Annotated in this window: 12 protein-coding genes; 5 read left to right on the top strand and 7 right to left on the bottom strand. The window is 61.2% G+C overall.

Translation table 11 applies throughout. The features are described 5' to 3' along the window. Positions 1–43: 43 nt before the first annotated feature. Both BG455_RS12445 and BG455_RS12440 read right to left on the bottom strand, forming a co-directional pair. On the bottom strand, positions 44–841 hold the full coding sequence (locus tag BG455_RS12445; protein ID WP_071470328.1) for a ChaN family lipoprotein: 798 nt from the start codon (positions 839–841) through the stop codon (positions 44–46). After that, on the bottom strand, positions 838–1,716 hold the full coding sequence (locus BG455_RS12440) for an RNA polymerase factor sigma-32 (protein WP_071470327.1): 879 nt from the start codon (positions 1,714–1,716) through the stop codon (positions 838–840). The genes BG455_RS12445 and BG455_RS12440 overlap by 4 nt, the downstream gene beginning before the upstream one ends. Positions 1,717–1,876: 160 nt before the next feature. Here BG455_RS12440 and BG455_RS12435 point away from each other — a divergent pair, with 160 nt between their 5' ends. Continuing rightward, positions 1,877–3,400: a YifB family Mg chelatase-like AAA ATPase gene (locus tag BG455_RS12435; RefSeq protein WP_071470581.1), complete on the top strand. Its 1,524-nt coding sequence runs from the start codon at positions 1,877–1,879 to the stop codon at positions 3,398–3,400. On the opposite strand, the gene BG455_RS12430 is transcribed toward BG455_RS12435, so the two are convergent. The 4 genes from BG455_RS12430 to rsmI form a co-directional block, all read right to left on the bottom strand. Then, complete coding sequence (locus BG455_RS12430; protein WP_071470326.1) at positions 3,357–4,286, bottom strand: alpha/beta hydrolase; 930 nt, start codon at positions 4,284–4,286, stop codon at positions 3,357–3,359. The two genes, BG455_RS12435 and BG455_RS12430, sit on opposite strands and share 44 nt — an antisense overlap. Next, on the bottom strand, positions 4,283–5,227 hold the full coding sequence (gene gshB, locus BG455_RS12425) for a glutathione synthase (protein WP_071470325.1): 945 nt from the start codon (positions 5,225–5,227) through the stop codon (positions 4,283–4,285). The genes BG455_RS12430 and gshB overlap by 4 nt, the downstream gene beginning before the upstream one ends. Positions 5,228–5,316: 89 nt before the next feature. Next, on the bottom strand, positions 5,317–5,670 hold the full coding sequence (locus BG455_RS12420) for a YraN family protein (RefSeq protein WP_071470324.1): 354 nt from the start codon (positions 5,668–5,670) through the stop codon (positions 5,317–5,319). Beyond that, positions 5,667–6,572, bottom strand: coding sequence for a 16S rRNA (cytidine(1402)-2'-O)-methyltransferase (gene rsmI, locus BG455_RS12415; protein WP_084386374.1), 906 nt, complete (start codon positions 6,570–6,572; stop codon positions 5,667–5,669). Before rsmI ends, BG455_RS12420 begins: the two co-directional genes overlap by 4 nt. 124 nt (positions 6,573–6,696) lie before the next feature. On the opposite strand from rsmI, the gene BG455_RS12410 reads away from it, so the two are divergent. The 4 genes from BG455_RS12410 to murJ are packed head-to-tail and all read left to right on the top strand — an operon-like array spanning position 6,697 to position 12,501. Then, positions 6,697–7,890 (top strand): penicillin-binding protein activator, encoded by a 1,194-nt coding sequence (locus BG455_RS12410; protein WP_071470323.1) that lies wholly within the window; start codon positions 6,697–6,699, stop codon positions 7,888–7,890. Between the two features lie 11 nt (positions 7,891–7,901). After that, on the top strand, positions 7,902–10,700 hold the full coding sequence (locus BG455_RS12405) for a [protein-PII] uridylyltransferase (RefSeq protein ID WP_084386372.1): 2,799 nt from the start codon (positions 7,902–7,904) through the stop codon (positions 10,698–10,700). After that, positions 10,700–10,942 (top strand): YdeI/OmpD-associated family protein, encoded by a 243-nt coding sequence (locus BG455_RS12400; RefSeq protein WP_071470322.1) that lies wholly within the window; start codon positions 10,700–10,702, stop codon positions 10,940–10,942. Before BG455_RS12405 ends, BG455_RS12400 begins: the two co-directional genes overlap by 1 nt. Further along, on the top strand, positions 10,942–12,501 hold the full coding sequence (gene murJ, locus BG455_RS12395) for a murein biosynthesis integral membrane protein MurJ (protein ID WP_071470321.1): 1,560 nt from the start codon (positions 10,942–10,944) through the stop codon (positions 12,499–12,501). Before BG455_RS12400 ends, murJ begins: the two co-directional genes overlap by 1 nt. Here the strand turns inward: murJ and BG455_RS12390 are convergent. Beyond that, positions 12,487–13,161, bottom strand: a complete 675-nt coding sequence (locus BG455_RS12390) for a rhomboid family intramembrane serine protease (protein ID WP_084386371.1) — start codon at positions 13,159–13,161, stop codon at positions 12,487–12,489. The two genes, murJ and BG455_RS12390, sit on opposite strands and share 15 nt — an antisense overlap. Between the last annotated feature and the right edge of the window lie 76 nt (positions 13,162–13,237).

Genomic DNA, 13,237 nt, shown 5'->3' with positions numbered 1-13,237 from the left:
AAGACTTACGCGCTTGGCGCAGGAAACAAAAGCCCCAGTGCAGTTAGCGAAACGCCGCGCAAGGGTCGGGGCGGGGGTGGGGGTCGGTGACCGTCCAGTAGTCATAAGGCGGTGTGTCTTCGACCGCGATTTCAAACTGTCCGACCGACAGGATGCCCAGGTCCGGCGCGGCCTGCGCCAGAAGATGCGGCGCGCCCCAATCTGTGCGCGCATGCCCTGTTCCGGTTATGACAACCACAGGGCCGCCGGTCTGTTCAACCGCGCGCAGGGCCGCGTCGGCCAGCATCGCATCGCGCAGGCGCTGTATGGCCACCATGGCGGGCAGCAGGTCTTGCGGCAGCGCATCGCAATGCGCGCGCGCCTGCAATTCCTCGCGGGCCTCTTGCTGATCTGCCGGCAAATCGGCGGTCAGCCCGAACCGCGCGGCATCGCCTGCAAACACCTGATCCAGCGGTTGACCCATTGCCGCGCGCGCCACATCTCGGGGCAAGCCTGCGCCGAACACGGCCGCATCGGGGGCTGCCGTGAATAACGGGTAATACATGGCGAAATCGGGCCAGCCGGAACTGTCCCAATCCAGAAGTATGCGCAAATCATCCTTCAGGGGCAGGCTGTCCGGCATGGCCGCAGCCTGCTGGGCCGTCAGCATTTCAAACACCAGTGCTTTGGGGCCAATCGCAGCTATCGCCTGCGCCTGAATGTCGTGATGCGCGGGGTTGTCATGCACCTCGCCCAGAAAGACGACATCGGCGGGTGGCAAATTGCCGATATGATCGCCCGCGATCATATCGGCATGGGCTGGCAATGCTGCCAGCGCGGCACAGGCAAAAATATGCTTCATGCGAGAAAGTGGAACACTTCCTTCGATTGCGTCTCAAGGCTTTTGCGCATCTTCTGGAAGGCGGCCGCCTCGACCTGACGGATGCGTTCCTTGGACAAGCCCAATTCCTCGCCCAGCGATTCCAATGTGCGCGGCTCTTCGCGCAATTTGCGTTCGCGCACGATGAAACGCTCGCGGTCACTCAGGCCGTTCATCGCCACCATCAGCCAGTCGCGCAGTTGCGCGGTATCATGGGCTTGTTCAACTTCCGCGCCAGCCTGTGGCGAGTCGTCTTCCAGCGCGTCAATCCATTCGCGCCCGTCTTCATCTGACGATTGCATGGCGTTGAGCGAGAAATCGGAACCCGACAACCGCCCTTCCATCATTTCGACATCGTGCAACGGCACGCCCACTTCGCGCGAGATCATCTCGCGCAGCTGGTGCGGGTCCAAACGTTCGCCCCGCGCCATTGCTTCGCGTTCAAATTTGGCCTGCACACGGCGCAGGTTGAAAAACAGCGTTTTCTGGCTGGAGGTGGACCCGGTGCGTACCATCGACCAGTTGCGCATCACATAGTCCTGAATACTGGCCCTGATCCACCAAACGGCGTAGGTTGAAAACCGCACGCCGCGCTCTGGGTCGAATTTCTCGGCGGCTTTCATCAGCCCCAAACCCGCTTCCTGAATAAGGTCATTCATCGGCGCGCCATAGCGGCGGAACTTGCCCGCCATCGAAATGGCAAGACGCATATATGCGTTGATCAACCTGTGGAGCGCTTGTTCATCGCGGTGGTCGCGCCATGCGCGTGCCAGTGTCAGCTCTGTCTCGGCGTCCAGTAACTCCGCTTTCATGGCTTTGCGTGACATTCTGCGGTCGTCGGAAAAATCCAGTGCCATATTTTTTCCCCTGCAGGTTTGTTTGTCTTGTCTACGCAGCAAAACGCCGATTGGTTCACATGCGATGTGTTTTTCTTTTGTGGGGCACCCAGATGTAGTCGTTAACCCTTTTGAAAGGGTTGATGCGTTAACCATGTGTTCGGGTTTAGTGGGACGCAAGATGGTCGCTCGGGCGTTGACTGTAGCATTCGTTGGGATCGAGGCGCGCTTGGTCGAAGTGCAATGCGCGCTGTCGCCCGGTCTGCCTGCGTTCCAGATCGTGGGCCTGCCCGACAAAGCCGTGTCCGAGGCGCGAGAGCGTGTGCGCGCCGCGCTGTCTGCGCTGTCTGTGGCGCTGCCGTCAAAGCGGATCACGATTAACCTGTCGCCTGCCGATATGCCCAAGGAAGGGTCGCATTTCGACCTGCCCATCGCCATGTCGCTTCTGGCCGCGCTGGAGATCATACCGGCAGAAGACGTGGCCGATACGGTCGCCTTGGGCGAATTGTCGCTGGATGGTGCCTTGGTCGCGGTCACTGGCGCGCTGCCTGCGGCCATGACCGCCGCCGAAGGGGCGCATACCCTGTTCTGCCCCGCCGCCTGCGGGCCAGAGGCCGCATGGGTCGCGGATACCCGCGTTTTTGCCCCTGCCACATTGGCGCAGGTGATCCGCCATTATACAGGGCAAGCCCCGCTTGCCCCCGCCGCACCGGGAGAGGTGGTGCGCGACATGGCCGCGCGCGACCTGTTCGATGTGAAAGGCCAGGAGCGCGCCAAACGCGCTTTGGAAATTGCAGCAGCGGGGCGCCACCATATGCTGATGGTCGGAACACCGGGATCAGGCAAATCCATGCTGGCCGCGCGTATGCCCGGCATCTTGCCCGACCTGAGCGCGGCCGAGGCATTGGAGACATCGATGGTGCATTCCATCTCTGGCCTGTTGGAACAGGGCGGTATCTCTCGCGCGCGCCCGTTTCGCGAACCGCATCACACAGCGTCGGTCGCAGCGATTGTGGGGGGCGGCAAAGGGGCCAAACCGGGCGAGATTTCGTTGGCGCATAATGGTGTGCTGTTTTTGGATGAATTGCCCGAATTCCCCCGCATGGTGCTGGAAACCCTGCGCCAGCCAATTGAAACCGGCGAAGTTGTGGTGGCGCGGGCCAATGCGCATATTCGCTACCCGTGCCGGTTCTTGCTGGTTGCGGCAGCAAATCCCTGCAAATGCGGCTATCTGTCCGAACCTGCCCGCGCCTGCGCCCGCGCGCCTGCCTGCGGCGAGGATTACATGGGCCGTATTTCCGGCCCGCTGATGGACCGTTTCGATCTGCGGGTCGAAGTACCGCCGGTGGCCTTTTCCGACCTCGACCTGCCGCCCTCTGGGGACAGTTCGGCCAGTGTCGCCGCGCGTGTGGCCAAAGCCCGCGCTGTTCAGACAGCACGGTTTGCGGCCTATGAGGGGGTGCGCGTCAATGCCGATGCGGAAGGCGCGCTGCTGGAAGAGATTGCCGCCCCCGATGCCGAAGGGCGCGCCCTGCTGACGCGCGCCGCCGAACGGTTTGGCCTGACCGCGCGCGGCTATCACCGCCTGTTGCGCGTGGCGCGCACGATTGCAGATCTGGACGGGGCGGCCGACATCCGCGCGCCCCATATGGCCGAGGCGATCAGCTACCGCCTGTTGGGGCTGGCGGATACTGCTGCCGGATAAAGGTGGCTGCGTCAGTCAGGGCCTTGCGGGCCTCTGGCAACCAGCCGTGAAAAAACTGCCAGACATGGGGCAGATTGCCCCATTCCTGCACTGTAACCGCTGCGCCATCACGCTTTAGCACCTCTGCCATGCGCCGCGAATCGTCCAGCAAAATCTCGCTGCGCGCAACTTGGATCAGCACAGGTGGCGCGTCCTTGAAGCTGCCAAACAAGGGCGAGATGCGCGGGTCGCGCGGGTCGGCACCGGCCAGAACACGGTTGCGCAACTGTTCAAGGCGTTGTGGTGGCAGCAACAATTCGCTGCGCGCATTGCTGGTAATCGTGCCGCCTGACAATGACAGGTCGGTGAAGGGCGAGAAGGTGAAAACACAAGACGGGCGCGGTTGGCCTGTGGCGCAAAGATGGCCCAGCATGGCCAGCGCCAGCCCGCCCCCTGCCGAATCGCCGCCAAGGGCAATGGACTGGGGTGCAATCCCGCGCGCCAGCAACGCGCGCCAGACACAGAGCGCATCGTCAAAGGCCGCAGGGAAAGGGTGTTCGGGTGCAAGCCTGTAATCGGGCAGGCAGGTTTGCAGCCCGGTCTTGCGCGTCAGATAGGTGGCAAGTGCTGCATGGGTCCGTGGGTTGCCCATCACATAGCCGCCGCCGTGGAAATATAGCAAAAAGGGCTGTTCAGGGGCGGGCAGGGCAGTCCATAATGCGGGCACGTCGTGCCCGTCGCAGTGCAGCCTGTCAGACGTGAAGCGCTTATAAGGCCGCCCGCGCGCATTCAGCCAAGCGCCGCGCTCGAACCACGCGCGGGCTGCGATGCTGTCGCGTTGCCGCCCCAATGACCGGCGGACAGCGTAGCGCATCACCACACGCAGGGCCTTGAGCTGCCAGCTCATGTGGCGCGGCGCGCCTCGATGGCTTCCCAGATCAGCCGCGCGCCATTCACCCCGTCAAACCGCTCCAGTTCCTGCAACCCTGTGGGCGAGGTCAGATTGATCTCGGTCAGGTAGTCGCCAATCACGTCAATGCCTACGAAAATCTGGCCCTTCTCACGCAAGAGCGGGCCGATAGCGGCGCAAATCTCTTCATCGCGCGCGGTCAGTTTCACCGCCTCTGGCCGCCCGCCCACATGCATGTTCGAGCGCGTCTCGCCCGCAGCAGGGACGCGGTTGATCGCCCCGATGGCCACGCCATCGACCAGAATGATGCGCTTGTCGCCCTTGGCGACCGCAGGCAGGTATTTCTGCACGATCAGCGGCTCTCGGTTGATGCCTGTGAACAATTCATGCAACGAGGCAAGGTTGCGGTCATTCGGGTCCAGCCGGAACACACCGGCACCGCCATTGCCATAAAGCGGCTTCAGGATCACATCGCCATGTTCGGCCTTGAAGGTGCGGATTGTCGCCAGATCGCGCGCGATCATCGTGGGCGGGGTCAGATCGGGGAATTGCAGGACAAGAAGTTTTTCGGGGTAATTGCGCACCCAGAACGGATCATTCACCACCAAAGTCTTGGGGTGGATCATGTCCAGCAAATGCGTTGTGGTAATGTAGCCCATATCAAAAGGCGGGTCTTGGCGCAGCCAGACCACATCGATTTCGGCCAGATCAAGCATGTCTTCCGGCCCAAAAGTGACATGCGCGCCTTTCACTTTCTGCAAGGTCACAGACCGCGCCAAAGCCATCACGCGGCCTTCGCGGAAGATCAGCTTGTCGGGGGTATAGACAAACAGTTCGTGCCCACGCTCTTGCGCTTCCAGCGCAATGCGGAAGCTGCTGTCACCGTCAATATCGACAGCGTCTATCGGGTCCATCTGAAAGGCAACACGCAACACCATGTGATCCTCTTGTCATCCTTTGGGGCCCTGTTTGGCCCGCCCTGTTCTAGATGACGGATGCAGCGCGTGGTTGCAATGGGGTCCAGGCTTTACGGCGCCAATGCGTTTTCCAGTACCGTCACTTCCCCAACCGAGTTCACAAGCGCCACGTCAAAGCGTGTGGGTGTCAGCTGGCCGCGCGGTTGTGTGCCCAGAAACTCGCTGGCCGTGTCTAGGATGCGTGCAATCTGCCGCGACCCCAGCCGCAATGCGGCGGCTTCAAATGTGCGACTTTTCTTGACCTCCACAAAGATCACATCGTCGCCACGTTGCAAGATAAGGTCTATCTCGCCTTGGTCCCCGCGAAACCGTTGGGCCAGTAGTGCATATCCTGCTGCAAGATACTGGCGCAGGACCGACGTTTCGGCCGCCAGCCCCGCGTGGTAATTCCGTTCCTGTCTCATTCCTGTTGTCCTTTATCCAATGCCAGAGCGGCCTGATAAACCTGCCTGCGGGGAAGATCGAGTTCGGTTGCGACCTGCGCCACGGCATCTTTCAGGCGCATCTGGTCCAATGCAATCTTCAAAGCCTCATCCAGCGTCTGCTGATCTGCCACCTGCTTTTCACCCCGATCCACAACCAGCACGATTTCACCGCGCAATGTTCTGTCTGAAAGGCTTTCTGCCATGTCGCCCAAAGGCATCCGCACGATTTCTTCGTGCTTTTTCGTCAATTCCCGACACAAGGCTGCATCTCGGTCCTTGCCCAATATCTCGCATAATTCAATTAAGAATCTATGAACGCGTTTGGGCGATTCATAAAAAATCAGCGTTGCGGGAATTTTTGCGGCTTCTTCCAGAAATTTGCGTCTGGCCCCTGCCTGTGCGGGGGCAAACCCCATGAAGCAAAAGCGGTCGCTGGGCAGCCCTGCCACCGTCAATGCGGCGAGCATGGCAGACGGGCCGGGGGCTGCGATCACGCTTAGCCCTTCGGAGATGACAGAACGCGCAAGTTGAAATCCGGGGTCCGCCACCAAGGGCGTGCCCGCCTCGGAGGCATAGAGCACGGATTTGCCTTGTTGCAGCGCCGCAAGCAGGCGGGGGCGCATCTGCGCCCCGTTATGGTCGTGATAGGCCAGCACCTTGCGCCCGTTCAGCGCGATGCCGTGAATTTCCATCAGCCTGCGCAGGCTGCGCGTGTCCTCGGCCACCAGAATTTCGCATCCTTTCAGCAGATCCAGCGCGCGCAATGTGATGTCGCGTGCCGCCCCGATTGGCGTTGCAATCAGATACAGGGCAGGCGCAAAATTTGCCGCAGGCTGGTCATCCGCCAGCTGGGGCAGGATGTCGTCTTCGTCTTCGGGCATGGCGGGTTCATTTCAGGTCTTTGCCGCTTTGGCGGCTGTGTGTATCGAGAGCGTTTACTTCAAGCGCACCCTTGCTTAATGTGCAACCCAATGGGTGTTCATTCAAGTTTGTAGTGGAGGTGAGATGCGTATTCTGTCCCAAACCAGCGAAAGTACAGGCCTGTCAAGGCGCTCGCTTCTGTTATCTGCGGCGGCCACCATGGCAGTTGCGGCCTGCGATGTTCCCGCGATTGGCGCAATGGGTGGCGCACCTGCTGCAGACCCGTCGCGCCCTGTGGCGGTCGCGCTGATGCTGCCGGGCGGGGGCAATGACGAGGAGCGCAACACCCTTGCGCGCAATCTTGAAAACGCGGCCCGGCTTGCGGTCGCGGATTTGCGGGGGGTCGAGATTGACCTGCGCATTTATCAGACGGGCGGTTCGGCAGAGCGTGCGGCATCCCTGGCAGCGCGCGCGGTCAATGACGGGGCGCAGATTATCGTCGGCCCGCTGTTTGGGGCCTCGGCGCGGGCCGTTGGCCCTGTTGCCGCGCAGGCAGGGGTCAATGTGCTGAGTTTCTCCAACAACCCCGATGTTGCGGGCGGCAATGTCTTTCTGCTTGGACCTATGTTCGAGCCGACGGCCATGCGGCTGTTGAGCTATGCTGCAGCGCAGGGCAAGGGGCGGGTGATGATCCTGTCAGAGCAAAGTCAGGCAGGCGAGATTGCCGCGCGCGCGATGCAAAGCGCGGCGCAACGCACGGGCGCAAGCATTGTTGCCTCTGAATCCTATGCCTTTTCCCAACAGGGCATTGTCGATGCCTTGCCGCGCATTTCATCGGCCGCGCGGTCGTCTGGTGCGCAAAGCGTTTTCCTGACTGCAAATTCTGCTGGCGCGTTGCCGCTTCTGGCAGAGTTGCTGCCACAAAACGGAATTTCGCCCAGCAGTTTTCAGTATATGGGGCTGACGCGCTGGGACATTCCGCCTGCGACCTTGCAGCTTAGTGGCTTGCAAGGGGGCTGGTTTGCACTGCCCGATCCCGCACTGACCGCGCAATTCGAATCGCGCTACCGCGCCGCCTATGGCGCAACCCCAAATGCGGTTGCAGCGCTTGCATATGACGGGATCGCTGCTGTGGGTGCGCTTGCAAGCCGTGGGGGAAATGCGCCATTCTCTGCCGCCTCACTCACGCAAGGGTCGGGCTTTGCCGGTGTGACCGGGGTTTTCCGGCTGCGGGCCGATGGCAGCAACGAGCGTGGCTTGGCGATTGCCGAAATCCGCAACCAGCGCGTGTCTGTTCTTAGCCCCGCGCCGCGCAGTTTCGCAGGGGGTGGATCCTGAACGCACCACATGTGACAGTCGGGCCGCATCACACGACACCGCAGCCAAGGCAGGGGCGCGATGCGCCTGCGTTATTCCCACGCGAAGACCTGCTCGATCTGGCGGGCCTGCGCGCGCGGGTAGACAGCGCACTGGACGCAGCCGACAGCTGCGATGGCAAACTGCTGCGCAGCGCCATCGTGGTCGAGTTGAAAGCCGCGCTGAAAGATGCCGCGCAGCGCCTAGAGGCGCTGTTCGCGCAACATCCGCGGGATGCGCGGTCTTTCGTTTTGACCAATAGCTGGCTGACCGATGAAATCGTGAAAATGGTGCTGGATCTGGTGCAAACACGGCTGCATCCCAACCCTACCCCGTCCGAGGGCGAACGGATCGCGGTGCTGGCTGTGGGCGGCTATGGCCGCGCCGAGATGGCGCCGCATTCCGACATTGACCTGTTGTTTCTGGTGCCGTGGAAAGTGACAGGCTGGGTCGAGAAAGTCATCGAATCGACCTTATATGTGCTGTGGGATATGCGCCTGAAAGTGGGCCATGCCAGCCGCACTGTGAATGAATGTTTGCGGCTGGGGCGCGAGGATGTGACCATTCGCACCGCTTTGCTGGAACAGCGTTTTCTGTGTGGGAATGCCGAACTGGCCCAGACCTTGCGCGCACGCCTGTGGACTGAGCTGTTCGCCAAAACCCATGCTGATTTCGTCGAGGCGAAACTGGCCGAGCGCGCGGAGCGCCACAGCAAGATCGGCAACCAACGCTACATGCTGGAGCCGAATGTCAAAGAGGGCAAGGGCGGGCTGCGCGACCTGCAAACACTTTACTGGATTGCAAAATACATCCACGAGGTGGATCAGGCCGAAGAACTGGTGGGGCTTGGCTTCTTCAGGGCCGAGGAATACGAGACATTTCGCGCGGCTGAAACCTTCCTTTGGGCGGTGCGCTGTCATCTGCACCATCTTGCGGGTCGCCCGGTCGAGCAGTTGACTTTCGATCTGCAAGTCGGCGTTGCCGAACGCATGGGCTATAGCGATCACGGCGGGCGGCGCGGGGTCGAGCATTTCATGCAGGACTATTTCCGCCATGCCACCCATGTGGGTGATCTGACGCGCATTTTCCTGACCGAGCTGGAAGCGCGCCATGTCAAGCGCGAACCCTTGTTGCGGCATTTCTTTAACCGGCGCAAAACCATGCGCTATGGCCTGAAAGTGGTGCAGAACCGGCTGGACATAGAAGACGCGCAAACCTTTATCGCGGACCCGCTGAACCTGTTGCGCCTGTTTGAAGAAGGATTGGTCACAGGGTTTCTGCTGCATCCGAATGCCATGCGGCTGGTCGCGGCCAATCTTCATCTGATAGATGAAAATGTGCGCACAACCCTAGAAGCTAAAAAGATTTTTCTGCGGATGCTGCTGAAGCACGCCAACCCCGAACGGGCCTTGCGGCGGATGAATGAACTGGGTGTTCTGGGCGCTCTGATCCCCGAGTTCGAGCCGATCGTGGCGATGATGCAGTTCAACGTGTATCACCATTACACTGTCGATGAGCATACGATCCAGTGTATCAGTCACCTCTCCCAGATCGAGCGTAAGGAGTTGCGCGAAGAACTGCCTGTCGTCTCGCGCATTCTGGAACAGGGTATCAACCGGCGCGTGCTGTATGTGGCGATGCTGCTGCATGACATTGGAAAGGGGCGGCCAGAAGATCACTCGGTTTTGGGCGCACAGATCGCGCGGCGTGTGGCCCCGCGTCTGGGCTTGAAGAAAGTGGAATGCGAAACTGTCGAATGGTTGGTGCGCTATCACCTGCTGATGGCCGACACAGCGCAGAAGCGCGACATTTCAGACCCGCGCACTGTGCGCGATTTCGCCAAACTGGTGAAAACCCGCGAAAGGCTGGATCTGCTGACTGTGCTGACGGTTTGCGACATTCGCGGCGTGGGGCCGGGCACTTGGAACAACTGGAAAGCGCAGCTGTTGCGGACGCTTTACCGCGAAACTGCCAATGCGCTTGAAAACGGGCTAGAGGCGATCAACCGCGAGAACCGCGCGGATGAAGCCAAACGTGCCCTGCGCGAGGCGCTTGAAGGCTGGCCGCGCGCCGATCTGCGAGCCGAAATTGCCCGCCATTACCCGCCTTACTGGCAAGGCTTGCCAACCGATACCCACCTTATTTTTGCGCGAATGCTGCAAGGCGTGGGGGCTGATGAAATCCGTGTCGATCTGCACCCCGACCCTGACCGCGATGCAACCCGCACCTGCTTTGTCCTGTCCGACCATCCCGGCATTTTTGCGCGGTTTGCAGGTGCGCTGGCGCTGGTGGGGGCGAATATTGTCGATGCGCGCACCTATACCACCAAAGACGGCTATGCCACAGCGGTGTTCTGGATTCAGGATGCCGATGGGCACCCTTACGACTCGGCCCGCCTGCCACGCCTGCGCAAGATGATCGAGAGAACACTTGCGGGCGAGGTTGTCGCGGGCGAAGCGCTGGCAGATCGTGACAAGGTCAAGAAACGCGAACGCGCCTTCCGTGTGCCAACGAACATTAGCTTCGACAACGAAGGCTCTGAAATATATACAATTATCGAAGTTGACACACGCGACAGGCCGGGCCTGCTATTTGATCTGGCGCGCACATTGGCGGATGCCAATATCTATATTGCCAGCGCGGTTATTGCCACCTATGGCGTGCAGGCCGTCGATACATTTTATGTGAAAGACATGTTCGGTTTGAAACTGCACGCAAGACCCAAGCAAGACGCGCTGGAGCGCAAGTTGCGTGCCGCCATCGCAGCCGGTGCTGAACGGGCCGTCAGCTGATGGCGCGTCCCCGCGAACCCATGCCGCAGGATGTGGCCGAGGCACTGGAGGCGCAGGCATTGCGCGCCGCCTATGATGCGCGCCCGCCTTACCAGCGCAATGACTGGCTGATCTGGATAAATGCGGCCAAGCGCGCTGAAACGCGCAGCAAACGCATTGCCGAAATGCTGGCGGAACTGCGCGCAGGCGAGGGGTATATGGGCATGGCATGGCGTCCCGCCCGTTCGGGAAAGCAGGACTGATGGCACGCATCCGGTTGGTGGCGGGGTTCCTGACGGTCGGGCTGTGGACGCTGCTTAGCCGGGTGTTCGGGTTTGTGCGCGATGTAATGATGGCGTCATATTTGGGCGCAGGGCCAGTGACAGATGCGTTCTTCGTGGCCTTCTCGCTGCCCAATATGTTCCGCCGGTTCTTTGCCGAAGGGGCGTTCAACTTTGCCTTTGTGCCGCTATTCGCCAAAAAACACGAAGCGGGCGAAGATGCCGAGAGTTTCGCGCGCGATGCGTTCTGGGGCATGGCGGCGGTGTTGCTGGTCTTCTCGACCCTTGCGGTGATTGCCATGCCGTTTCTGGTCTGGGGCATGGCTGCGGGATTTGCGCGCGATGAACGCTTTGACATGGCCGTGGTTTTCGGGCGCGTGGCGTTTCCCTATATCTTCTTCATCTCGCTTGTGGCGCTTTTGTCGGGCATGCTGAATGCGGTGGGCCGCTTTACTGCCGCCGCCGCAGCACCTGTGTTGCTGAATGTGGTGTTTGTCTGCGCCATGATCTTGGCTGACCGCGCGGGCTGGCCGATGGGGCTGACTTTGTCCTATGCGGTGCCCGTTGCAGGGGTGGCACAGCTTGCAATGCTGTGGATTGCGGTTCGGCGCGCGGGGTTTGCCATGCGCTTCCGCCGCCCAAGGCTGACGCCGGAACTGAAGCGGCTGGCCATCATTGCGGCACCTGCCGTGCTGGCGGGCGGGGTGGTGCAGATCAACCTGATCGTGGGGCGGCAGGTGGCAAGTTTCACGGAAAATGCCGTGTCGTGGCTGTCTTATGCGGACAGGCTGTATCAACTGCCGCTGGGGGTTGTGGGCATTGCTGTAGGCGTGGTTCTGCTGCCTGAACTGTCGCGCCGCCTGCGCGCAGGTGACGAAGGCGCGGGGCAGCACAGCTTCAATCGCGGGTTGGAGTTTTCGCTGTTTCTGACACTGCCCTCTGCGGTGGCACTGGTTGTCATTGCCGCGCCGATTGTGTCGGTTCTTTATGGGCGCGGTGCCTGGACAGAGGCGGACACGGCCGCCACGGCGCTGGCATTGGCGATCTATGCTTTGGGCCTGCCTGCATTCGTTCTGCATAAAGTGCTGCAACCGCTATATTATGCGCGCCACGACACCAAACGCCCCTTTCAATATGCAGTGGTGTCTATGTTTGTGAATGCGGCAATCGCGGTGGGGCTGATGCCCGTCCTGGGCTTTGCGGCCGCGGCGCTGGCTACGACGCTGGCGGCTTGGGTGATGGTTGTGCAGCTTTGGTATGGCTCGCGCGGGATGGGGCAGGCGGCGCAGTTGGACGCGCAGATGCAACGGCGGTTGTGGCGCATTGTGGTTGCGGCTTTGGCAATGGGGCTGGCGCTATACGGGCTGAACATTTTGCTTGCGGACTGGCTGATGCAATCGGGCAAGCGCTATCTGGCCTTGCTGGCTTTGATTCTGGGCGGTGGTGCTGTCTATTTCACCGTTGCCCAGGTGATTGGCGCGTTCAGCCTTGGCGAATTGCGCGCCTCGGTCAGCCGCGCGCGTCGCTCAGACGCGTCTTAGGCGCGCGACCAGACCGGGGCGCAGCATGTGGCCGAGTGCGCAGCCCGCAACACAGGCCACCAGATCGGCCACCCAGTCTGCACCGCCCCCCAGAAAGGCTGCCAGCGCCAGACGGCCTGACAGCAAGACCCCGACCAGTGCAAGCGCCTTGATGCGCGCGCCGCGCGCATCCGCACTGGCCCAGACCAGCCCTGCATAACAGCCCGCCAGCGCAAAGATCAGCGGATAGCCCCCGATTAACCATGTCCCTGGTTGTGCGATCAGACCGAAGGCGAAGCCGCCCATGGCTTGCGCCAGCGCCAGCACCAGTAGCACCCGCCAAGACCCCAGCGCCTCGGCGCAGTATTTGCCAAGGGCAGCAGTAATCACCACCACCAGCCCCGCCTGCAATGGCCCAAGATGCACGAAACCATAGCCCAGATAGCGCAGCAGGTGTTCCGGCGGCGCTTGGCGCGACTCCAGCATCCAGCCCTGCAATTCCGGGCTGATGCCAAAGGCCACCAGTGCCTGCGCGCGCCATTCCGCACTGCCGGTCCAGTTGACCAGCCCATGCGCGCCCGCCCATAACACCAGCTCCACCCCTGCGATGGCCAGAACCAGCACCCAGACCGCACAGGGCAAAGGGTTGAAAGGGGACATGTCGCGTGGGTCTTGCGTCATGGGCGCGGGGCCTTTGGTTGACGTTGCATGCCCCCAAGGCTAATGCAGCGCAGGCGCCTTTTCCAGCCAGGAGTTT

Origin of the sequence: Roseinatronobacter thiooxidans, from assembly GCF_001870675.1 — a bacterium.
Classification (GTDB): domain Bacteria; phylum Pseudomonadota; class Alphaproteobacteria; order Rhodobacterales; family Rhodobacteraceae; genus Roseinatronobacter; species Roseinatronobacter thiooxidans.
Note: the sequence above shows the minus strand (reverse complement) of the source record. Positions and strands in the feature narration are given on the sequence as shown.